The organism is Alkalihalobacillus pseudalcaliphilus (genome assembly GCF_028610675.1).
GTDB classification, from domain to species: domain Bacteria; phylum Bacillota; class Bacilli; order Bacillales; family Bacillaceae_D; genus Alkalihalobacillus; species Alkalihalobacillus pseudalcaliphilus.
Genome location: NZ_JAQQWS010000012.1, coordinates 48,412 through 70,898 on the forward strand (window position 1 = coordinate 48,412; position 22,487 = coordinate 70,898).

20 protein-coding genes are annotated in these 22,487 nt (G+C 38.4%); 16 read left to right on the plus strand and 4 right to left on the minus strand.

The window, feature by feature from the left end:
* The first annotated feature begins 168 nt into the window (after positions 1-168).
* Positions 169-645 (plus strand): hypothetical protein, encoded by a 477-nt coding sequence (locus PQ479_RS18325; protein ID WP_273717145.1) that lies wholly within the window; start codon positions 169-171, stop codon positions 643-645.
* A 246-nt stretch (positions 646-891) separates the two neighbouring features.
* Here PQ479_RS18325 and PQ479_RS18330 read toward each other — a convergent pair whose 3' ends face one another.
* Positions 892-1,206, minus strand: a complete 315-nt coding sequence (locus tag PQ479_RS18330) for a hypothetical protein (RefSeq protein ID WP_273717146.1) — start codon at positions 1,204-1,206, stop codon at positions 892-894.
* A gap of 137 nt (positions 1,207-1,343) precedes the next feature.
* On the opposite strand from PQ479_RS18330, the gene PQ479_RS18335 reads away from it, so the two are divergent.
* Positions 1,344-2,525 carry an MFS transporter gene (locus tag PQ479_RS18335; RefSeq protein ID WP_083991364.1) on the plus strand — a complete coding sequence of 394 codons (1,182 nt, stop codon included), beginning with the start codon at positions 1,344-1,346 and terminating at the stop codon, positions 2,523-2,525.
* A 66-nt stretch (positions 2,526-2,591) separates the two neighbouring features.
* On the opposite strand, the gene PQ479_RS18340 is transcribed toward PQ479_RS18335, so the two are convergent.
* Both PQ479_RS18340 and PQ479_RS18345 read right to left on the minus strand, forming a co-directional pair.
* Positions 2,592-2,819, minus strand: a complete 228-nt coding sequence (locus PQ479_RS18340) for a YdiK family protein (RefSeq protein WP_047990655.1) — start codon at positions 2,817-2,819, stop codon at positions 2,592-2,594.
* Positions 2,816-3,544: a CPBP family intramembrane glutamic endopeptidase gene (locus tag PQ479_RS18345; protein ID WP_047990656.1), complete on the minus strand. Its 729-nt coding sequence runs from the start codon at positions 3,542-3,544 to the stop codon at positions 2,816-2,818. Before PQ479_RS18345 ends, PQ479_RS18340 begins: the two co-directional genes overlap by 4 nt.
* 690 nt (positions 3,545-4,234) lie before the next feature.
* Between PQ479_RS18345 and groES the strand changes: the two genes are divergently transcribed.
* Together groES and groL are read left to right on the plus strand one after the other, a co-directional pair.
* Positions 4,235-4,519 carry a co-chaperone GroES gene (gene groES / locus PQ479_RS18350; RefSeq protein WP_047990658.1) on the plus strand — a complete coding sequence of 95 codons (285 nt, stop codon included), beginning with the start codon at positions 4,235-4,237 and terminating at the stop codon, positions 4,517-4,519.
* A 69-nt stretch (positions 4,520-4,588) separates the two neighbouring features.
* Positions 4,589-6,217 (plus strand): chaperonin GroEL, encoded by a 1,629-nt coding sequence (groL, locus tag PQ479_RS18355; RefSeq protein WP_047990659.1) that lies wholly within the window; start codon positions 4,589-4,591, stop codon positions 6,215-6,217.
* Between the two features lie 1,191 nt (positions 6,218-7,408).
* On the opposite strand, the gene PQ479_RS18360 is transcribed toward groL, so the two are convergent.
* Entirely contained in the window at positions 7,409-7,843 is a 435-nt protein-coding gene (locus PQ479_RS18360) for a hypothetical protein (RefSeq protein WP_047990660.1), read from the minus strand.
* Between the two features lie 613 nt (positions 7,844-8,456).
* Between PQ479_RS18360 and PQ479_RS18365 the strand changes: the two genes are divergently transcribed.
* The 12 genes from PQ479_RS18365 (at position 8,457) to PQ479_RS18420 (ending at position 22,486) form a co-directional block, all read left to right on the plus strand.
* Positions 8,457-9,209 carry a DeoR/GlpR family DNA-binding transcription regulator gene (locus PQ479_RS18365; RefSeq protein ID WP_047990661.1) on the plus strand — a complete coding sequence of 251 codons (753 nt, stop codon included), beginning with the start codon at positions 8,457-8,459 and terminating at the stop codon, positions 9,207-9,209.
* A gap of 77 nt (positions 9,210-9,286) precedes the next feature.
* Positions 9,287-10,036 (plus strand): 2-dehydro-3-deoxy-D-gluconate 5-dehydrogenase KduD, encoded by a 750-nt coding sequence (gene kduD / locus PQ479_RS18370; protein ID WP_047990662.1) that lies wholly within the window; start codon positions 9,287-9,289, stop codon positions 10,034-10,036.
* A gap of 22 nt (positions 10,037-10,058) precedes the next feature.
* Positions 10,059-11,033 (plus strand): sugar kinase, encoded by a 975-nt coding sequence (locus tag PQ479_RS18375; protein WP_047990663.1) that lies wholly within the window; start codon positions 10,059-10,061, stop codon positions 11,031-11,033.
* Positions 11,030-11,674: a bifunctional 4-hydroxy-2-oxoglutarate aldolase/2-dehydro-3-deoxy-phosphogluconate aldolase gene (locus PQ479_RS18380; protein ID WP_273717147.1), complete on the plus strand. Its 645-nt coding sequence runs from the start codon at positions 11,030-11,032 to the stop codon at positions 11,672-11,674. Before PQ479_RS18375 ends, PQ479_RS18380 begins: the two co-directional genes overlap by 4 nt.
* Positions 11,675-11,733: 59 nt before the next feature.
* Positions 11,734-12,573 (plus strand): 5-dehydro-4-deoxy-D-glucuronate isomerase, encoded by an 840-nt coding sequence (kduI, locus tag PQ479_RS18385; protein ID WP_047990664.1) that lies wholly within the window; start codon positions 11,734-11,736, stop codon positions 12,571-12,573.
* On the plus strand, positions 12,573-13,991 hold the full coding sequence (uxaC, locus tag PQ479_RS18390; RefSeq protein ID WP_047990665.1) for a glucuronate isomerase: 1,419 nt from the start codon (positions 12,573-12,575) through the stop codon (positions 13,989-13,991). Before kduI ends, uxaC begins: the two co-directional genes overlap by 1 nt.
* Before the next feature lie 68 nt (positions 13,992-14,059).
* Positions 14,060-14,797 carry an NAD-dependent epimerase/dehydratase family protein gene (locus PQ479_RS18395; RefSeq protein ID WP_047990666.1) on the plus strand — a complete coding sequence of 246 codons (738 nt, stop codon included), beginning with the start codon at positions 14,060-14,062 and terminating at the stop codon, positions 14,795-14,797.
* A 240-nt stretch (positions 14,798-15,037) separates the two neighbouring features.
* On the plus strand, positions 15,038-17,335 hold the full coding sequence (locus PQ479_RS18400) for a helix-turn-helix domain-containing protein (RefSeq protein WP_047990667.1): 2,298 nt from the start codon (positions 15,038-15,040) through the stop codon (positions 17,333-17,335).
* A 771-nt stretch (positions 17,336-18,106) separates the two neighbouring features.
* Positions 18,107-19,642 (plus strand): extracellular solute-binding protein, encoded by a 1,536-nt coding sequence (locus tag PQ479_RS18405; protein ID WP_047990668.1) that lies wholly within the window; start codon positions 18,107-18,109, stop codon positions 19,640-19,642.
* 94 nt (positions 19,643-19,736) lie between these two features.
* Positions 19,737-20,681 carry an ABC transporter permease gene (locus tag PQ479_RS18410; protein ID WP_420535564.1) on the plus strand — a complete coding sequence of 315 codons (945 nt, stop codon included), beginning with the start codon at positions 19,737-19,739 and terminating at the stop codon, positions 20,679-20,681.
* 16 nt (positions 20,682-20,697) lie between these two features.
* Positions 20,698-21,573 (plus strand): carbohydrate ABC transporter permease, encoded by an 876-nt coding sequence (locus PQ479_RS18415; RefSeq protein WP_047990670.1) that lies wholly within the window; start codon positions 20,698-20,700, stop codon positions 21,571-21,573.
* A gap of 4 nt (positions 21,574-21,577) precedes the next feature.
* Positions 21,578-22,486 carry an alpha/beta hydrolase family protein gene (locus PQ479_RS18420; RefSeq protein ID WP_047990671.1) on the plus strand — a complete coding sequence of 303 codons (909 nt, stop codon included), beginning with the start codon at positions 21,578-21,580 and terminating at the stop codon, positions 22,484-22,486.
* Position 22,487 lies beyond the last annotated feature (1 nt).

Genomic DNA, 22,487 nt, shown 5'->3' on the forward strand with positions numbered 1-22,487 from the left:
CATTTTATACAGGTCTTATTCTCGGATTCTAAAAAACTATGTTAGAAGCATTGAATATTATTGTATAGTTATAAAATAAATTGGATTTTATTAAAAAATGTGGTTTTAATCTTGGCAAAAGGTGGTATGGAAGAACAGCTAAAGTATAATTAACGGAGGATGGCTGAAATGGCGAGACCAATTGTAAGTTCCATTATCGTGTTACTCGTTGCCTTTTTAATTGGATATGATGTGTTTATGATGGATGCGATTAGTGATGAATCGGAATCTTATCGTCCTTATTTAGTGGGTGAAGGTTTTCATGTCTTAGTTGAATATGAAGGTGAATTAATGAAAGTAAGCATAGGTAAAGAACAAGAGGAAACGCTCATTTTGGACCAAAGTACTTCTCCGTATGAGCAAATTTGGAAACAAACCGTTCACACGAAAGGAAAATTTTTGAAAAGTGGTGGAAACGGTGATGTTCAAGGTGAGTCTGTTGTTATGATGGAGACGAACCGACAAGAGGAGCAAAAGTTTCGTTCGAAGCAGGATTTGATGGATTGGCTTGAACAGCAAAATGGTTTATTAGTATTAGATACAGAGCAAACGAAATCGAAAAATCCGCAGCCTCATAAGCGTTTTATGTCCCCGTATGGAGGGTAGATAGAGTTGAGTTTAGGCTTGGTTTTTGGTTCCCGTTTGTCATAGATGACAAGAGATAGTAGGAGTGTAGAGAATTTCGGATAAAGAGAGAAGGACTGTATGACCAAGGTGCTGCTGCCTGGTTATGCGGTTCTTTTTGTATGGAAGTTACTTATGGGCGATAGTTTGTGCCGTGAAGTTAGCTCGTCATCCATCTCTCGATCAATGACCTTAGTAGGACAGTGCTAGTCCGAGGATTATTATCGTTTACAGCAAACGGCGAATCGCGGGGTTGCGGGTGGAAAAAGCGAGAGAAAGCCCGAGCAAAAGTGGAATCACGGGGTTGCGGGTGGAAAAAGCGAGAGAAAGCCCGAGCAAACGCCGAATCTCGGGGTTGCGGGTGGAAAAAGCGAGAGAAAGCCCGAGCAAAAGCGGAATCACGGGGTTGCGAGCGAAAAAAAGAGTAGAAAGCCCGAGCAAACGCCGAATCTCGGGGTTGCGAGCAGAAAAAGCGAGAGAAAGCCCGAGCAAACGCCGAATCTCGGGGTTACGAGCGAAAAAAGGAGAAGTAACCCCGAGCAAACGCAGAATCCCATTTTAAGCTGTTTCCCTTTTTACTGAGGTTGACACTCACTCTGATTTCCATTTTTATCTATGTATTTGGATATTTTTGAATTATAATCAGGAGGTTATGATTTTTTTGTTGAGGAGTGCATCTCGTGTCAGTGTCAGAAAAGAATTCACCTCAGTTTCGTTTGATGATGTTAGTTATTATGGTTTTTATTGCAGGTTTTGTGCAAGGGATGTTACTTCCATTACTTGCTATTTTACTTGAACAAGCAGGGTATTCATCAGCCATGAATGGTGTAAATGCCGTTGCTTTATATATAGGGGTTTTAATAGCGTCTCCTTTTATAGAAAATCCGGTGCGGAAATATGGCTATAAACCAGTTATATCAGTTGGTTTAATTACAGTTGTTATAACATTATTAATTCTCCCATTATGGCAAAGTTTTTGGCTATGGTTTGTTTTGCGATTAATTATCGGCATTGCTGATAATATGGTTCATTTTGCTACACAAGTATGGATTACTTCTACAAGTTCAAAAGAAGTTCGGGGTAGGAATATTGCCATTTATGGACTTTCTTTTAGTGCGGGGTTTGCCGGTGGCCCGTTAATGACGAATCTCCTAGCTATAGACGAACGACTTCCGTTTGTGCTGGCTGCCCTTTTCTGTGCGGTCATGTGGCTATTATTGTTAAAATTAAAAAATGAATGGCCAGACAATACCGTTGATACGATTCAACACTCTGGTACGTTAGGTCGTTACGCTCTAGTCATTAAATATGGTTGGTTTGCCTTTTTACCTCCACTTGCCTTTGGTTTTATGGAGGCGACAATTCACGGTAGTTATCCGATTTATGCTTTACGAACAGGCATTGATATCGAGTGGTTATCACTGATTCTACCGGCTTTTGTCATTGGTGGGGTTATTACGCAAATACCACTTGGTGTGCTAAGTGACAAGGTCGGTAGGAGAAAAGTTTTACTTGTACTATCAACAATCGGAGCGTTTATTTTTTTGACGATCCCAATGTATGAGGAGCAGATGTGGCTTCTCGTTACTGGATTTCTTGTGGCTGGTGGTTTACTTGGATCTTTTTATTCTCTGGGGCTAATGTATTTAGCTGATTTAATTCCACGGCAGCTTTTACCTACTGGAAATGTCTTAATAGCGATATCTTTTAGTATTGGAAGTATGCTTGGTCCATTAACAGGCGGTATTTTAATCGACTCAATTGGTGCAGGAAGTATTTATTATGCAATCGCTGGTTTACTCTTCTTACTGATGATTGCAGGCGTTCTTTTCCGGCCTAAGCAGACGTCTGATTTGGCATGAAACTGAGTTATCGTCATTAATGATAAGAACCCAAGAGCACTTATAGAGCTCTTGGGTTCTTGAATATTATTTATCTTTATTTTCTTTGTCATATTGACCATTTTGCATTTGTTTCATAATTTTCCTTACTTGATAATATTTGAAAGCGAGAAAATAATCGAAAGTGGCAAAACCAATGAGGAAGAACGTCCAAAGATTCCAACCTACTACGTTGACACTACGAATCGCAAGTAAAATAAAGATCGTTCCTAGTACAAAATAGACAACGGAAATGCCTGTGGGTGAAAATCTCATAAAAGAACCCCCATTATTAAAGCTAGTGCTTGCTCGATTGCTTCATATTGTTCAAGAATTTCATCGATATAATCAGCTAATAAAAAGTTTAGCAGAACAGCGATGGTGTTAATACCAACGTGAGCGATAATCGGGACGATGATTCGTTTCGTTTTAATGTAGAGGTACGCAAATATGAAACCCATCACCGTATAAATTAATAAATGATTAAAATCAAAATGAACAGCAGCAAAAATAAGTGAACTTGCAAAGGCAGATATCGCAAAATTAAAGCGTTTATAGAGAGCTCCGAAAATGATCATACGGAAAATGATTTCTTCTAAAATCGGCCCGATAATGGATACGATCAAAATCATAAAAGGGAAGCTTTCAATAAGAGCAAGGATTTCTGCTGTGTTTTCTGAGCCAGGCTGAACACCAAAGATGCCTTGGTTGATCATGTTCGCAATGATTTGGCCACCATAAGCCATAAGAATCCCTAAAATTGACCATCCAATCGCTTGAGAACGAGTGGAACGACCAGGTATATCATGACGGTTAGCCATATCTGGTTTTAGTAAAAATAAAATGATGATTAATCCAAGCGTAAAGCTAGTGACGTTGGAAGTTCCAATTGCTTGGGGCTCTGACATGCCTTGGGCGACTAAATACAAAGCCAGTGGGACGGCTGAAAGTTGAGCAATAAGTATGTATGTAGCAATAACGAGCCAGTAACGTAGTTTCATGTAAGTTCTCCTTTGTTTTCTTATCGCAACCATATCTTAAGGACGTGCGTGAAATCATAACCTTATGAACGTCATACATCGAGAAAAACGTTCAAGGTGAAGCGAATTCACTTCGTCACCTACAAAGATGAAAGTATGGTTTAACTTTGACTGATGACATTTTATTCAATTAGATATTCTTTACTTAGTGGCATTTGATTTACTTTGTTTTTTTCTTTGTTCTACAAGCATGAAAGTTGAATTTTGCCTTTTGATTGTCGGTTCTTCTTTCATTTGTGGTATTCTGCTTTTCATTTTTAATGAAGAAAGTAAGAGTGTTTTTGGAACTTGACATTTTAGACTTACCTAGCGGAGCATAATTTTCGGTAGTGACGAGAAGCCCACCATGTTCGCACCAACTTTCATACAAAAGCAAAACACCTCACAAAAGCATGTCTCACTTTAACTATATTATCATACTAAAGATACAGTACAGAATGATAACACTTACTATTATTTTATCTCTTAAAGAAATTTTGATTCAAACATAAGAATAAAGGCGAATACGGTCGATAAAAAATAAGAAAATCTTACGCAAAATACTTGCAAAAGATTCATGAAATGATTATCATAATAAATGTGTTAGCACTCGAAGTTAATGAGTGCTAATAAACATACTACATATTATCCACTTGAAGGAGGTTGTTTTCCTTGTTAAAGCCATTAGGTGATCGTATTGTGATTGAGCAAATTGAATCAGAGGAAAAAACAGCAAGCGGTATCGTATTACCAGACTCTGCTAAAGAAAAACCACAGGAAGGTAAAGTTGTTGCTGTCGGTGCTGGACGTGTAGCTGATAACGGTGAGCGCATCGCACTTGAAGTGAAAGAAGGCGACAGTATTATTTTCTCGAAATATGCTGGTACCGAATTAAAATACGAAGGCAAAGAATATTTAATTTTACGTGAGAGCGATATTCTAGCTGTTATCGGTTAATAGAATTTTTAAAGGGACAAACCCTTTTCTTAAAAAGAACGAACGAATGAATATTAGGAGGTAGAGACAATGGCAAAGGAAATTAAATTTAGTGAAGACGCACGCCGTGCTATGCTTCGTGGTGTTGATACATTAGCAAATGCTGTTAAAGTAACATTAGGGCCAAAAGGACGTAACGTGGTTCTTGAGAAAAAATTCGGTTCACCTCTTATTACAAATGATGGTGTAACGATTGCAAAAGAAATTGAATTAGAAGATGCTTTTGAAAACATGGGTGCAAAACTTGTAGCGGAAGTAGCAAGCAAAACGAACGATATTGCTGGTGATGGTACAACAACTGCAACCGTTCTTGCTCAAGCAATGATTCGTGAAGGTCTTAAAAACGTAACATCTGGTGCAAACCCAATGGGTATCCGTAAAGGAATTGAAAAAGCAACAGCAGCTGCGGTTAAAGAACTTCAAGCTATTGCAAAACCTATCGAAGGCAAGGAGTCTATCGCTCAAGTTGCGGCTATTTCTTCTGCTGATGAAGAAGTAGGTCAAATTATTGCAGAAGCAATGGAGCGTGTTGGTAACGATGGCGTTATCACGATTGAAGAGTCAAAAGGTTTCTCTACAGAGTTAGAAGTAGTAGAGGGTATGCAATTCGACCGTGGTTTCGTATCACCATACATGGTAACAGACTCTGATAAAATGGAAGCTGTTTTAGACAATCCGTACATCCTAATCACGGATAAGAAGATTTCTAGCATTCAAGAAATCCTTCCAGTCCTTGAGCAAGTTGTTCAACAAAGCAAACCAATCTTAATTGTGGCAGAAGATGTTGAAGGCGAAGCACAAGCTACATTAGTTGTGAATAAATTACGTGGAACATTTAATGCAGTAGCGGTAAAAGCTCCTGGATTCGGTGACCGTCGTAAATCAATGCTTGAAGATATTGCGATCTTAACTGGTGGAGAAGTTATTACAGAAGATTTAGGCTTAGACCTTAAATCAGCTGGTATCCAACAATTAGGTCGTGCAAGCAAAGTTGTTGTAACGAAAGAAAATACAACGATCGTTGAAGGTGCGGGCGAGCCAGCTCAAATCGCAGCTCGAGTGAACCAATTAAAAGCACAAGTAGAAGAAACAACTTCTGACTTTGATAAAGAAAAATTACAAGAGCGTTTAGCGAAATTAGCTGGTGGTGTTGCTGTACTTAAAGTTGGTGCTGCAACTGAAACTGAGCTAAAAGAGCGTAAGCTTCGTATTGAAGATGCTCTTAACTCCACACGTGCTGCTGTTGAAGAAGGAATTGTAGCAGGTGGTGGTACAGCACTTGTAAGTGTTGTAGCGGCAGTTAAAGCTGTTGATGCAAAAGGTGACGAAGCGACAGGCGTAAGCATCGTATTACGTGCTTTAGAAGAGCCATTACGTCAAATTGCTCATAACGCAGGCCTTGAAGGTTCTGTAATCGTTGAGAAAATTAAAGGCCAAGAGCCTGGATTCGGATTTAACGCAGCTACAGGCGAGTGGGTAAACATGGTTGAAGCGGGAATCGTTGACCCTACTAAAGTAACTCGTTCTGCCCTTCAACACGCGGCGAGTGTATCTGCTATGTTCCTAACAACAGAAGCAGTAGTAGCAGACATTCCAGAAGAAGCACCAGCAATGCCTGATATGGGCGGCATGGGTGGCGGAATGCCGGGTATGATGTAATAAAGACTGAAGCCCTTACTATAGGGATTTCATCTAAGCAATACTAAATAAAAGAAGCTCTACATAAGTTCCTTGAACTTTGGAGGAGCTTCTTTTTTAGTATTAAGCTTAGTAAAGGGTTAACTTATAAAACATAGATTAAGCTTGTCGCTTCCATGAAAGATAACGACAAGCTTATTTTCGTTTGAAAATATATATAATTCGTTCCTAACAATCAACACGGATTGTGAAAGAACTCAATAACTCTTCTCTACAATAGAAGAAAACTTAGGTGTTACGTTTAAAACAATGAAAGCCCTACCTCTCTTCCATCCTTACGGCTCCTTGACCGTGCCAGTGTGAATTAAAGTAATCGTAGGCTAAGTACACGTACGATCTGTTATCACGTGATCTTGGTGATAAATCATAGATTGTTGTGTAAATAAATTTGAATAGTTTTTGGGGTAATACGCAAGGGGTAATGAGAGGTTTACCTGGATAAAAAAGAATAATAAGCATAGAGGGTGCTTAGAAGTATGGATTAAATACCTGGGGAGTTATTTTTCAAAAAGTAGATGGATGCCTTACCATCTACCAACTAACTACTTGTTCTTTTTCATATGATCTTGCTCATATTTCGAGCAGCTTCCTGCATGTTACCAATCTTGATGAAACAATCTATTTCATCGTGTTATATTGAATTCTTTAAGAATATATATTAAATTACAATATCTCATATTTAGGTTGTTGTCAAGTGAAAGAATTATACTATTAGGGTGATAAAGATAAAGGATTTATTTGAATACATAACGAAAACGTGATACTAAGCAGTACCACGCTTCTATCTAAGAGCTCTTAGGAGTTTAATGTATATCTCAACCGCATTGGATTTACTGTCTCATAAGCTCTTCAGTAATCAAAAATGTAGGCTGCAAAAACAAGTTATAAAGTAAAGCGGACGCGAGCATCATTTTCGGTAGCAACGAGCAACGCTCCATGTTCGCTCTAACTTTCATTCAAAAGAGCTGATGACATTATAGATTGCATGTCATCAGCTCTTTTATGTGTAAATCAGTTTCTATCAAAGGTCAAATCAGTATGACGGTATAATGATTAACAATAGATAGAATCGGAATAAAAATAGCAAATATAAGAATACTTACTACAGATGAGGCCAACAATTTGATAGGAAAGACTTACTGTGTCTCTTACTTAGTGCTTCTTCTTTATTTTTGTATACATGTAGAGGATTAATAAGTATAGGATAAACATAGCGGTAACGGATATGCGCCATTCCATATAATCTTCCGGCTTCAAATATGTCGTATTACCTGTAAAAGAAGCGAGCAACCAGCCACCAAAAATAGTAACTCCGAACAGGAGCAAAGTAGCCCCTAACAAACTGTAGGAAATAGGTACTTTCTCTTTTTCCATGGATGCAGCGACCTCATCGATTACTTCTTCGTTTTCTTGTGCAGTTACTTTATGGATAGTACGTGCAAAATAATAGACCCAAGCAAACATCATCCACAAGTAAGAGAAAGAGAATAATAGAATTTTAAAGACAGAGCTATCAACTATCCCGACTAAAAATAACCCAGTACCAAAAAAGGTGAATAATAATGTAACAAGTAATAAAGCTAACATATACATAAACTCCTTTAAGAAAAATAATAAGAAAGTTTTCCAATAAAATGTGCTATCTATCTATTCTAAAAAAATGATTTCGCCTTTCAATTGATGGCTTATCAATCATAACGTTTTTGGCAATTCTCCCAATTTCTCGTAGCCTCTTTGCTCTTGGGATATTGCTCGTAAGAACGATTATGGTGAAGCTCCATTCACTTCGCCACCAACAAAAAGTAGGGTTTAGGTTTTAATTGGTGGAACTTCATTCAATTTGATTTTTTTATTTTAAATGTATGGTGTAGGATTGTATTTTACTACTTGAGAATTAGCAATAACCCAGCGGACGAAAACATGTGGAGACACCCGCGGTACGTAATGGCAGGCTTAAATCCGCTGGCTGTGCCGACTAGTTCAGCGCCACCCCGCAGGACGCGGAGCATGATTTTCGGTAGCGACGAGTAGAACTCCGCATATCGCACCTAAGCAACTTTCATATAAAAACCTTTACCCTCCATTATACATAAAAAGTTGTTTGAGTTTGAATTATTTGAATAAACCATAAGAATTATTACGTAATAACTGTTTACTTATGTTCGTTTATGTGTGATTATAAAACAGAGGTGAGATAAAAATGCTATCACAGGAGCGACATGAACGATTATTATCGTACTTAAACGAACATAAAGCAATCAAAGTATCAGATGCAAGTAAAAGCTTAGGTGTAACCGAAAAAACGATCCGACTTGATTTAGAGACACTAGAGAATAAAAAGCTTTTAAAGCGTGTTCATGGTGGAGCTGTCTTAGCCGAAACAGAAACAAGCCTTTTCCCTGTTGAAGGACGACAACTCAATCATGCAGACAAGAAAATACAAATTGCTCAGAAAGCCCTTAACTACATAGAGGAAAACGAAGTCATTCTTTTAGATGGCGGTAGCACAGCTCGGGCATTAGCTAGTCTATTAGGGGAGTTCCCGTTAACCGTTTTAACCAATGATATTCAAGTTGCTAACGAATTATATAAAAAGGAAAAGGTTCAATTAGTCATGCTTGGAGGAACGAGGCTTGGTGATTCCTCTGTGATTTATAGTCAACAAACGCTGGATATGTTAGATAACATGTTTGTTCGTAAGGTATTTCTAGGGACGACGGGTGTTTCATTAGAACAAGGGTTAACCGTATTAAAAAGCTACCACGTTGAATGGAAAAGACAAGCGATTAAAAGTGCAAAGGAAGCCATTTTATTAGCAGATTCAACAAAGTTTGGTCAAGTAGGTTTAATGTGCTTTGCCCGGTTAGAGGAGTTAGATACCGTTATATCGGATGACGAATTGGCTGAAGAGTATAAAGTTTTTATTCAGAATAATCATATGAAATGCTTGTAGAAGGATTGCCATATGAACACAAGAATGATAAAATCAAACACAAACGAACATATTTGAACGTAAAGGGAGGTTTTACAGTGAACTTTTCATTAGAAGGAAAGTACGCCCTTGTTACTGGGGCTAGTCGAGGTCTTGGCCAGGGGATGGCTATTGGATTAGCCAAAGCTGGTGCGACTGTTATCGGAGCAGGGGTTAGTGAAATGAAAGAAACGAAAGAAAAGATAGAAGCACTTGGTGGAATCTTTCATTCTGTACAAGCGGATTTATCTTCTGAGTCTGGTGCGAAGGCTTTAGTAGAAGAAATTCTCGCAAACTATGAAAACGTTGACATTTTGGTCAATAATGCGGGGATTATTAAGAGAGAAGATGCAAAGAGCTTTAGTGATAGTGATTTTAGACAAGTATTACAAGTGAATCTCGATTCATTATTTACGATTTCACGTGAGTTAGGCGGTCATATGTTGCAACGGGGTAGTGGTTCGATTATTAATATCGCCTCGATGTTATCGTTCCAAGGTGGATTAAGAGTCCCCGCGTATACGGCGAGTAAACATGCGGTAGCTGGTTTAACGAAAGCTTTAGCCAATGAGTGGGGCAAACAAGGTGTCAGAGTTAATGCGATTGCTCCAGGATATATGGTAACAGATAATACAGAAGGAATTCGAAATGACGCGGATCGTAATGCGTATATTAGTTCTAGAATTCCTATGGGCGAGTGGGGTACACCTGAAGATTTAGAGGGCCCTGTTGTCTTTTTAGCCTCTGATGCGTCAAGTTACGTAAATGGCCATGTTTTATGTGTTGACGGCGGCTGGATGAGCTCATAATTTAGAGAAAAGTGGTGAAAGTATGTTTTCAGAGCTTGTTACCTTTGGGGAAACGATGATTTTATTTGAAGCTGAAACAGAAGGGAATTTCCAATATGTTTCACGGTTCATTAAAAGGATTGGTGGGGCTGAGTCCAATGTGGCGATAGCTGCAACTAAATTAGGGCATCGTGTAACTTGGATGAGCAAAGTAAGTGATGATGAGTTAGGCGAGTACGTTATTAGAGAACTGCAGGCGGAAGGGATTAATACCTCGTATGTAACAAAAACAAAAGAGGCACCTACAGCCGTTTATATTAAGGAGAAGAAACGTCAGGATCAAACCAATGTTTATTATTTCAGGCATGGTTCGGCGGCAAGTCAACTAACCACGGCTGATCTTGATTTCACAGCTATTGAAAAAGCGAAAATTTTGCATATAACAGGAATCACATTACTATTAAGTGATTCATGTTATGAGGCGACGTTAGAGGCAGTTAAGTTTGCTAAAGAAAAAGGTGTTTTTGTCTCATTTGATCCGAATTTACGTTTTGCTTTAATTAATCGGGTAGGTGAGGATATTTCTAGAGATAGAATTCTGAGTATTGCCAAATTGGTGAATCTTATGTTGCCTGGTATTGATGAAGCAGTTTGGTTACTAGGCAATAAAGAAGAGGACTTGTTAGTTGAGGAACTCTTACAAATAGGAGCTAAATCGGTTGTATTGAAGAATAACCAACATGAAATGTTATTTGCTTCTGAAGAAGAAAAAGGCAAGCTTTCTAGCTTTAACGTCGAACATGTTGTGGATCCGGTTGGAGCTGGAGACGGCTTTGCTGCTGGAGTCCTTGTTCGTTTACTTGAAGGAAAAAGTTTACAGGAAGCAGTCCGTTTTGGTTCGGCAGTAGGTGCACTAGCGGTCCAGTCAAAAGGTGATTTTGAAGGAATGCCAAAACGTCAGGAAGTAGAGGCATTGTTGGCAGCGAAGCACAAAGTGAGTGGAGGGGTTTTGAGGTGAATACGTTAGATGAATTATTGGCTTCTGGTGTATGTGCCGTCATGCGTAAGTTACCAGTAGAAGATGTTGAGGCGATTGCAGATGCTTTAGTAGCGGGAGGGGTGAAGGGTCTTGAGGTGACCTTGGACTCTGAAAATGCTTTGGAGATCATCACTAACCTTAATAAGCGTTTCGGAACACGTGCGATTGTAGGTGCAGGCACGGTCTTACATGCAACTCAAGCAGAAGAAGCGATTGCTGCTGGTGCTAAATTTGTTTTTGCTCCTATTTTAGATGAGGAAACGATTCAGGTGGCTAAAAGTCATGGTGTACTGGCGATCCCTGGTGTATTTACACCTTCAGAGGCTCATAGAGCTATGCAATATGGGGCAGACTTAGTCAAAGTTTTTCCTGCTGAATGTGTAGGTCCATCTTTTATTAAATCAATCGGAGGACCTCTGTCACATGTGAAAATGATGCCGACAGGTGGTGTTAATTTAGACACTATCGAAGCATTTATTCGTGCGGGAGCGGTTGCAGTAGGTGCGGGTGGCTCCTTACTTAACAAGCAATTAATTGAGAAAAAAGATTGGGTAGGGTTACAAAGCTTAGCAGCAGCTTTTATACAAAAGGTGCAAGAAAGTCGCCAGTTGTTGTCATAAAAAGGCGAATGGAAACGTTATTACAATCATGGTGATATCAATGAAGGAGGATGTTTATAATGGGATTAGATATTAGATATGAGGTTAGTCCAAAGGATGTAAAACGCTATACAACCGAGGAGTTGCGTGAGTCGTTTTTAGTGGAGTCACTTTTTAATGAAGGTGAAATCGCTTTTAGTTATTCTCACTATGACCGCCTTATTGTTGGAGGAGCGATCCCAACGAAAGAAGAGCTGAAACTAGTGATTAAAGAAGAGCTCAAAACAGACTATTTCCTTGAAAGACGCGAAGTTGCTATTATTCATATCGGTGGTGGAAAAGGCCAGGTCAATGTGAATGGAGAAACGTATCAATTAGATAAACGTGACTGTTTATATGTTGGAAAAGGGAACGAAGATGTTACATTGCATTCAGTTGATGTAAACGAGCCTGCCCGTTATTATTTAGTATCAGCAACGGCACATAAAGAATACCCAACTAAGCTCTTACCGATTGCTGAGGCAGAACCTAATCACCTTGGCTCAGACGCGGAATCAAATAACCGCACGATTTATAAATATGTTCATGCTGATGGCATTCAAAGCTGCCAGCTGATGGTAGGGATGACACTATTAGAACCGAATAATATGTGGAATACGATGCCTGCTCATATTCATGATAGAAGGATGGAAGCCTATCTTTATTTTGATATGGAGCCAGCCTCGCGTGTCTTTCATTTTATGGGTCAACCAAATGAAACGCGTCACTTAGTCATTCAAAATGAGCAAGTCGTTATTTCGCCGCCTTGGTCCATTCATTCAGGAGTTGGAACGAGTAATTACACATTTATTTGGGCAATGGCAGGTGAAAACTATACGTTTAAGGATATGGATTTTATAGCCATGGAGGATTTGAAATAATGCCAAAGTTAGGTCAGTCCTTTATCCACGAGCATTTTATGCTTCAATCTAAAACGGCGGAAGTTTTATACCATCAGTATGTGAAGGATTTACCAATTATTGATTATCATTGCCATGTTTCGCCTTATGAAATCGCTGAGAATAGAAGCTATTCGAATATTGCTGAGGTTTGGCTTCATGGGGATCATTATAAATGGAGAGCATTACGGGCGATGGGTGTTTCCGAGGAATATATTACGGGCAGTCGTTCCGATAAAGAAAAGTTTCTAAAATGGGCAGAAGTAGTGCCTCATACGATGGGGAACCCACTCTATCACTGGACACATTTGGAATTAAAGCGTTATTTCGGAGTGGATGAGCTGCTTTCACCACAGACGGCTGAACAAATATGGGTGGAAACGGAAGCAAAATTAGCGACACCTTCATTACGAACACAGGGAATTATCGCACAGTCTAATGTGGAATTGATTTGTACGACGGATGATCCAAGCGATCGATTAGAGGCACATGTAGCGATTGAAGAGGATGAGCAATTCCTAACAAAAGTTTTACCAACGTATCGACCAGATAAAGCCATACTCCTAAAGAGTGCTACCTATCAAGACTATCTTGAAAAACTTGGTGAAGTTTCGGGTACGTCGATTACATCCTTTAAGCAGTTATTAGCTGTATTAAAGGATCGTGCTCTTTACTTTCATGAAAAAGGTTGTCGTTTATCTGATCATGGAATTGAAACGATTCCTTTCGAACATTGTTCTGAAAAAGAAGCAGAGACGATTTTTCAAAAAGCTTTAGAGAAAGAAGATATCTCGTTTGTTGAGGAGCGACAATTTCAGTCCTATGTTCTGCTATACCTTGGGCAAATTTATCATCAATTAGGTTGGACGATGCAGCTTCACCTTGGCGCATTACGTAATAACAATACAAGAATGTTTCATATACTCGGACCTGATACGGGTTATGATTCCATGGGAGATTTTTCGATGGCTCGTGATCTGAATGGCTTTTTGAATGCACTTGATACGTCTGATCAATTACCGAAAACCATTATTTATACTGTGAATCCGATATTTAATGAGGTGATTGCTAGTGCAATTGGTAACTTCCAAAGCGAGGGTGTAAAAGGGAAAGTTCAGTTCGGTTCAGGCTGGTGGTTTAATGATCAGAAGGATGGAATGGAGAAGCAGATGAAAGATTTAGCTAACATCGGTTTATTGAGTGTTTTTGTCGGTATGTTAACCGATTCTCGGAGCTTTCTTTCTTACACAAGACATGAATATTTTAGAAGGATTTTGTGCAATATGATTGGGAAGTGGGTAGAGGATGGCGAGGTTCCTAATGATGAAAAGTGGCTTGGTCAGCTCGTCCAAAATATTTGCTATGACAATGCAAAGAGTTATTTCGGTTTTGACCACTAATTCAATATCAAATTCACTAAGGGGCTTAAATAAGCTCCTTTTCCTCTTTCAGAAAGGATGATGATGAAATGAGAAAAATCGTGTTAATAGGCGGAAGTGGAACAGTCGGTTCGATTCTTGCAACTGGTTTAAAGCAAGTGGGTTATTCGGTATTTAATATGGATAAAAAACCTCCAAGTTCAGAACAATGCTGCCCATTTATTGAAGTAGATGCAACTAATTACCAACAACTATTAGAACGAATTCCTGCTGAGACTGATACGATCATTAACCTTCTAAAAGTAGATGCAGCTAGCGGTGTTGAAAGCATAACTCGTTTTCAGCAATTATCGGACATATTTTTCCATGCCAGCTATTATATTCTTATGGCAGCAAGAGAAAATAGGGTTAGACGTGTGGTATTTGCCAGTAGTAATCATGTGACAGATGGTTATGAAAAAGATGGATATTCTTTATTAAATAGAGAGATCCATACGGAAGATCTCCCCAAAACGAATAGTTTATATGGGATATTGAAATTTGCCTCTGAACAGGCTGGACGTCTTTTTGCACAAGAGGGAACATTATCGGTTATTAATATAAGGATTGCTTCTGTACCAGCCAAGAGTCAGCAAGCTGTCAAGGACAGGCTGAATCGTACGATGTTAACCGATGATGACTTAATTGAACTTATGAAATGCGCGATCGAAACAACACAGGACTATGGTACTTATTATGGTGTTTCTAATCACCTCCACAAACCTTGGAGTACATGGAATGCTCATATTGAGCTAGGTTTTACATCTAAGCAAAGGAATCTGGATTAAGATGAAGAGCTATTATTAAATCATTTGCAAAAAAAGAGGGATTTCAGTGTAAAGTGTCGAATAGTCATTTTTGAAGATTATCAAACTTGATTTTTGTTATAAAAATAGAAGGTTTAATAAGATTTATATAAAAAATAAAAGAAGAAGCTTATAAACGATAAAATTAAAGCGGTTACATGATGGGTTATGGAATATGTTTGTACACTTCTAGAGATGAATGGGGATTGAGAGGTGAGGGTTGTGCATCGAAGTTTATGGGTAAGACTTTTGATTTATGGAGGGATTTTAGGATCGGTACCTGTAATTATTGTTGGTATTTTTGCCTATGTTCAATCAGCTTCACAAGCCGAACAGCGTGTTGTCAATGAAAAACGAGAAATAATCCGGCAGATAGAATCTAATATTGAGCAAGTTTTAACAACTGTTCATCATTCTATCAATAGTACGGTAGACACTCCAACCATGGATTTAGCTCTAAGACGACCTATTGTTGCGGAGGATTTTGTTGTTTATCGAGAATTACGCAGTGAACTAGTGAAGCTTCAATCAGTTGATACAAAGGTTGAAGAAGTGATGGTCATTAACAAAGACCAAAACTGGATTTCTACAAATATAGGATTGAGCAGGTTTGACGAACACCCAGATTACGAACGTTATATGGCCTTTTTTGAATTGCCATATAATACATCATGGCAACTTCTGGATGCTAGTTCGTTTGATGAAAAAATTATTCGTCGAAATTGTGAATATAGTATAAGTCTAATAAAAAAAATGCCAACCAGAATGACAGAAAAGTTTGGCTTAGTTAACGCGAATATTCCGATGTGTAGTATTCGAGATATGATGAGTGTAAATAATCATAGTGATCAGTTAATGATTTTAGATGAAATGAATCGGATTATGGTACACGCCGATGATGAACTTGTTGGGAGTACTTTAGAGGATTTGGGCTTTACTGGTGTTGAATGGGAAGCCGAACAATCAGAGGGACAGTTTTACATGGAGCTAGACAACGAGTCTTATGTGCTAACGTATTCACTATCAGGATTTACTGGATGGAAATATATTTCGATAACATCGATGAAAGAATTAATGAGTGAATCAAGAAGTATTGGTTGGTTCACATTTTACGTTGTGTTAACAATGATTATTTTATCGTCTCTTATTGTGTGGTTATTTTCGAAACGACTCTATTTACCAATTGAAAAACTTGTAAATAAAATAAATCAAAGAAGTAATGGGAAGTCAGGGACAAAACGCTCAGAAGTTCAAGTAATTGAGGAGCATTTACATGATTTATTCTCTTCGAAGTCTTTATTAGAGCAAGAACTCACTCTTCATTCTAAGCAATCATTTATGCTTTTTTTAATTCGCTTATTTCAAGGCCATTTCTCAGAACGAGAGATTTTAGACAGAGTTAAACTATACCATTTAGATAAAAAGAGTTTGCAATGGTCTGATATGAGTGTACTTGTGATACAGGTTGAACGTATTCATCAGGATGAGGGGCAGCAGGAAAAAGAGCTTCGTACTTTTGCACTCCGTAATATGGTGGAGGATATTGTACCTGAGCCTAACCGTTTTGATGCGGTTTGGGTCGATGACTTATTAGTTTTGTTAGTAGGTGTACACAAGCAAGAAGAACAGGAAAGAGCTAAGCTGTTATATGAATGGACCGAGAGTATACGTAATTATGTTTATAAGTATTTAGAAGATAAGGTGAGTATTGGTGTCAGTAAAGGTTTCATGGAGTTAATCTCAGCACCGAAAGCCTACGATGAGGCCAAGGATGCTCTTACCCACCGACTAAAGTTCAAGGATAATGTAACGATTCATTTTATAGATATAGAAGGACAAATTAAGCCATCGCTCTATCAATATCCTGTACAGTTAGAGGAGGAGTTGCTACTTGCTATACGAATAGCAGATGAACGAAAAGCAATTTCGTTGTTTGGGCAATGGCAATTAGAAATGATGAAGGAACATACAAGTATCGGTGATGTCCAAGTATCAATGATGCAGCTTATTAATAAATTACTCCGATTATATCAAACAAATGGAATGAGGCAATCAGAGGATTTGCGTCTTCAAGAAGGAAGTATATATAAAGAGGCTTTAAAACTTCGAAGTCAAGAACAGGTTCAGCGGTGGTTTGTAGAGAGATTAATCGTACCTCTTGTTCAAAGTTTTCAGCAAGTAAGTGAATCCAATTTTAAGCATTTATCTGATAAGATGTTAGATTATATTCAGAATCATTATGGACAAGCAATCACATTAGAGCAATGTGCCGCAGAGCTCCACTACAATGCGAATTATTTAAGTAGTGTTTTTAAAGAGGGCACAGGAATGAGCTTTAGTGATTATGTAGCCCAATTTAGATTACAAAAAGCAAAGGATTGGCTGATTCATACCGAGAAATCGGTAAAAACAATCGCTGAAGAGCTAGGCTATAAGAACTCTCAAAATTTTATTCGCTCCTTTAAAAAAGTAACCGGAAAAACACCAGGACAATATCGCCAAGACAAACAAGCTGACTAAGAGGAGCAAGCCGAGGTGGGAAAAGTGGTGTAGAAGAAGCTGGTCGACATGATCATGGGCAAAAAAGCTGAAGAACCTGTCGATGAAGGGAGCTGGTCGACATGATCATGGGCAAAAAAAGGTCAAGAACCTGTCGATGAAGGAAGCTGGTCGACATGATCATGAGCAAAAAAGGTCAAGAACCTGTCGATGAAGGAAGCTGGTCGACATGATCATGGGCAAAAAAGCTGAAGAACCTGTCGATGAAGGAAGCTGGTCGACATGATCATGGGCAAAAAAGGTGAAGAACCTGTCGATGAAGGGAGCTGGTTGACATGATCATGAGTGGAGTTAGTTTGTTTTGTGAACTTGAGAATAATCAGTAACCGAGCGGAAGAAATGCCGCGGAGACTCCCGCGGGAAATAGTGGCAGAGCTGAGAGATCCAGCGGCGTAGCCGATTAGCTCAGCGCCACCCCGCAGGACGCGGAGCGAGCATTTCTGTAGCGACTAGTAACGCTGTATGTTCGCACCGCACCCTAGCAACTCCTATAAAAAACCAAGGAAAGAATCCTCTCGCAAAGAGATACATTCTTTCCTTTCTTTACGACTTGTCCAGCTATAACAGAGATAATCATTCTATCAGATGCCTAATTTAATAGGTTTTTTGCGAGGCACACTGTCAAAATGATTATTCAAAATTCACAGACTATTTGGCTAAAATGGAAACATAGAAATAAAGATATTTGGAGAGAGACGAAACGTAATTCTAATATTACATGGGGGTATCTGAATGAACAATTTCAAAAAATGGTGTGCGAATGTAGGTTTTATCGTCTTAGTTACATTATTAGTTGCTTGCGGAGGTAATGGCACAAATGAAAACGCTTCCTCTAATAATGGGAACAGTAATGAAGCAGAACCGACTGGCAATGAAAATGAACCATTTAAGTTCTCAATTATGGCAAATCTTCACACGGCAGAAGTACCTGATAAGAAAGTACAAAATTTATTAGAAGAAGCAACCAACACAGAACTCGATATTCAATGGGTTCCAGATAGTAATTATGAAGAACGTTTAAATACGGCGTTTGCAACAGGGTCATTACCTCAAGCTGTTTATATGAAGAATCAATCGACATATAACCAGTTTAAAGAAGCTATTCGTGATGATCAGTTTTGGGAGATTGGTCCCTATTTAGACCAGTTTGAAAACTTAAATAAACTAAAGCCTGAAGTAGTAGCAAATACATTGGTTGATGGAAAAATGTATGGTCTTTATCAAGGAAGACCGTTATCGCGTTCAGGAATCATTTATCGTAAGGATTGGGCAGAAAATTTAGGAATAGAGGCACCTACAACAGTAGAAGAATTTATGGAAATGGCAAGAGCTTTTACTGAAGATGACCCAGATGGAAACGGTCGAAACGATACAATGGGATTAACAGATCGAAATGATTTAATTTATGGTGCTTTTAAAACGGTTGCATCATGGCATGGAGTGCCAAATAACTGGGGTGAAAAGGATGGCGAATTACTTCCAGAATTTATGTTTGATGAGTACGTTGAGACATTAGATTATATGAAAGAATTGCATGCGAATGGTTTTATGAATCAGGATTTTCCAGTGACAAGTAAAAATGACCAGCAAGCACTATTTAAAAATGGAACAGCAGGTATTTATATCGGTTCTATGGGTGATGTATTATCACTTTACAATGATGCTTCACAATTAAATCCTGATCTTGAATTTGCTGTTCACAATTATGTGGAAGGTCCTAATGGAGAATATAACATTTGGGCGATTCCAGGTTATGGTAATTTAGTTATCTTCCCTAAATCAGCTGTAAAAACAGAGGAAGAACTTTTAGGAATTCTTGCTTTCTATAATGAAATGATGACACCTGAAGTTGCAAATCTTACATTCTGGGGAGTCGAAGGTGAGCACTATGAAGTTCAAGATGGTCGTGCACTGGCTAATTCAGACTCAGCATTAACGGATAGGGAAGTTAAGCCATATCAATCAATTGAAATTGGTGAAGCGGATACAAATGGTCGTTATCTTGGTTTAGCAACGTATGATGCGAAAATTAAGGCTGATGAACTAGAAATAGATAATGAGCAATACCTTGTTCATGATCCAACGATTACTCTTGATTCAGAAACATTCCAAACACATGGTGATCGATTACAGCAGATCATTAATGATGTCACGTATCAATATATTTTAGGTCAAACTGACTTAGATGGTTTTAATAAAGCAGTAGATAATTGGAGAAATCAAGGTGGAGATGACATTATAAAGGAATTTAATGAGTCTAACCAATAATTAATCCAAGATAATAGAAAGCAGGCAGGGCCTGATCTCTGCCTGCTTTCTCATCTTATTTAAAGAATTGAGGTGCAGTATGGCTAATCCAGTCATGATGGAAGATCGGCCGATCGTAACAAAATCGCAAAGGCGTCAAGAGCTGTGGAAAAAAATCTTAAAGAACAAGTGGATTTATTTAATGATTGCTCCTGGAATTATTTATTTTTTCATTTATAAATATATTCCCATGTATGGACTCATTATTTCGTTTCAAGATTATAAACCTTATTTAGGGATAACTGGAAGTGAATGGGTTGGTCTTGACCATTTCAGAAGGCTATTTAATGATCCAGATTTTTGGATGATTTTTAGGAACACACTTATCTTATTTGGATTGCAAGTGTTTATTGCTTTCCCGGTACCCATTATTCTAGCTCTAATGTTAAATGAACTTCGACTGAAATGGTATATGAAGGGTATCCAGACTTTAATTTATATCCCTCACTTTATGTCTTGGGTAGTTATCGTTTCCATTAGTTATGTCATGCTAACACTTGATGGAGGAATTATTAACAATCTGTTACGAACGATGGAATTTAATCAAATTAACTTCTTACTTAATCCAGATTGGTTTAGGCCGATGTACATCATTCAGATTATATGGCGAGAAGCTGGTTGGGGCACGATTATTTTTATAGCGGCAATAGCATCTGTTGACCCGCAATTATATGAGGCGGCTAAGATGGATGGTGCTAACCGCTTAAGGCAGATGTGGCATATTACATTACCGGCGATTCGTAGTGTCATCATTGTTCTGTTAATTCTGAAGATTGGAGATGTTTTAGAATTAGGTTTTGAACATGTCTACTTACTATTAAATGCATCCAATCGTGAAGTGGCAGAAATATTTGATACGTATGTCTACACGGCTGGGTTAAGGCAAGGTCAATTTAGTTACAGTACAGCAGTTGGTTTCTTTAAAGGGTTTGTTGGCTTGATATTAGTCGTTGGTGCAAACTGGATGGCAAAGAAAGCTGGAGAAGAAGGGGTTTATTAGGAAGGAGGCAATTAAGATGGTTGGAGATAAATCAATAGGAAGTCGTCTATTTAACGCTGTCAACATGGTCATTCTAGGTATAATCGCGTTACTCTGTGTATTGCCTTTTATTCATGTTATTGGTAGCTCCTTTGCAACAGGTGCAGAAATTGCAGCACGTAGTTTCTTGCTTTTCCCTACCCAATTTAGCTTGGATGCTTATCGTTACATTTTTTCAACGGATACGATTTTTCGTTCTTTAGGTGTATCGATTGGAGTAACAGTATTAGGGACACTTTGGAGTATGTTTTTCTCTGTTTTAACGGCGTACGGATTATCACGTAGAGACTTGGTTGGTAAGCGTTTTTTAATGTTTTTTATCGTTTTTACGATGTTATTTAATGGTGGGATGATTCCTACATTTTTAATAGTACAACAAACAGGTTTAATTGATTCATTAGCAGCTCTTGTTATTCCGGTTACAATTAACGCATTTAATATGATTATTTTACGAAGCTTTTTTATGAACTTGCCAGATGGTTTAGAAGAATCAGCAAAAATTGATGGAGCGAGTGATTTCGGTATTTTATTCCGAATTGTTATACCATGTTCATTGCCGGCAATTGCGACAATTTCTTTATTTTATGCGGTTACCTATTGGAATACGTATATGCATGCGATTCTTTATATTAATGATCCTAGCAAATGGCCTGTTCAGGTTTTACTAAGACAAATTGTCGTATTGGCCACAGGGCTTAACTATGATGGCTCAGAATATACGAATGTACCACCACCTGAAATTAGTGTAAAAATGGCAGTTATCGTAGTGGCGACGATTCCGGTGTTACTTGTTTACCCATTCTTACAGAAATATTTTGCAAAAGGCGCATTAATTGGTTCAATGAAGGGTTAACGCGATGAGTGAAGTTGACCACTTTTTACAGGGACTTTATGAGCAAAAATCAAAAGTAGTTGATCTTAAAGCACGAAGAAAGGCAATAAAAGAGGCCTTAGGTTCATTTTCGAGTAACAATTGCGAAGTTAAATGTGTGAAAACAATTCAGCATCAAGGTTATCTAGAGGCGGAATATTTGTTAGCGACCACTGGCCCATTATACTTACCTTTTCGTCTACTAACTCCTAATTATGTCAATAACGGCTCTGAAGTTGTACTGGCTTTACATGGACATGGTCGTGGTGCTAATGAGGCATTAAATAAAAATAGTATTCACCGTGGCTTTGCTCTATCTTTTGTGGAGCGAGGAATGACCGTTGTTTTGCCTGAATTAGTTGGTTTTGGACAAAGGACCAAATCCAATGAAAAAAAGGAGAATAGTTGCTTTTCTTTGGCAGCTCAGCTTCTGTTATATAAGCAAACACTTGCTGGATTAAGAGTTTTTGAGTGTAAGAGGTTAGTAGACTGGTTAACACGTGAAGGTTATACCCAAATTGGCTGTATGGGATTTTCAGGTGGAGGTTGGATAGCTAGTTTATTAACGGCTATTGATGAGCGGATTAAAGCAACGGTACTAAGTGGATTTGGTAGTTTTTTTAAGGATAGTATTATCTCGAGTGATCATTGTCTTGATAACTATGTACCTGGATTTATGAAAATTGGAGAAATGACAGATTTATTAGAACTTATAGTACCGCGACCTCTCTTAATTGAGGCTGGTGAAGAGGATCATTTATTTCCATTTCAATCTATTCAGGATGTTATTCGTAAAAATGAACAGGTTATACTGTCCCCTTTTGTTGGCGGCCATATGGTTAGTGGGCATCAATCTATTCCGTGGCTTATACAAGAAGTGAGGAAGGAGAGATAAA

Excerpts from the sequence above, each read along its gene's own strand:
- PQ479_RS18325 (WP_273717145.1), top strand. The coding sequence starts at position 169 with ATGGCGAGACCAATTGTAAGTTCCATTATCGTGTTACTCGTTGCCTTT.
- PQ479_RS18340 (WP_047990655.1), bottom strand. The coding sequence starts at position 2,819 with ATGAGATTTTCACCCACAGGCATTTCCGTTGTCTATTTTGTACTAGGA.
- PQ479_RS18345 (WP_047990656.1), bottom strand. The coding sequence starts at position 3,544 with ATGAAACTACGTTACTGGCTCGTTATTGCTACATACATACTTATTGCT.
- groL (WP_047990659.1), top strand. The coding sequence starts at position 4,589 with ATGGCAAAGGAAATTAAATTTAGTGAAGACGCACGCCGTGCTATGCTT.
- PQ479_RS18360 (WP_047990660.1), bottom strand. The coding sequence starts at position 7,843 with ATGTTAGCTTTATTACTTGTTACATTATTATTCACCTTTTTTGGTACT.
- PQ479_RS18365 (WP_047990661.1), top strand. The coding sequence starts at position 8,457 with ATGCTATCACAGGAGCGACATGAACGATTATTATCGTACTTAAACGAA.
- PQ479_RS18375 (WP_047990663.1), top strand. The coding sequence starts at position 10,059 with ATGTTTTCAGAGCTTGTTACCTTTGGGGAAACGATGATTTTATTTGAA.
- kduI (WP_047990664.1), top strand. The coding sequence starts at position 11,734 with ATGGGATTAGATATTAGATATGAGGTTAGTCCAAAGGATGTAAAACGC.
- uxaC (WP_047990665.1), top strand. The coding sequence starts at position 12,573 with ATGCCAAAGTTAGGTCAGTCCTTTATCCACGAGCATTTTATGCTTCAA.
- PQ479_RS18395 (WP_047990666.1), top strand. The coding sequence starts at position 14,060 with ATGAGAAAAATCGTGTTAATAGGCGGAAGTGGAACAGTCGGTTCGATT.
- PQ479_RS18405 (WP_047990668.1), top strand. The coding sequence starts at position 18,107 with ATGAACAATTTCAAAAAATGGTGTGCGAATGTAGGTTTTATCGTCTTA.
- PQ479_RS18410 (WP_420535564.1), top strand. The coding sequence starts at position 19,737 with ATGATGGAAGATCGGCCGATCGTAACAAAATCGCAAAGGCGTCAAGAG.
- PQ479_RS18415 (WP_047990670.1), top strand. The coding sequence starts at position 20,698 with ATGGTTGGAGATAAATCAATAGGAAGTCGTCTATTTAACGCTGTCAAC.
- PQ479_RS18420 (WP_047990671.1), top strand. The coding sequence starts at position 21,578 with ATGAGTGAAGTTGACCACTTTTTACAGGGACTTTATGAGCAAAAATCA.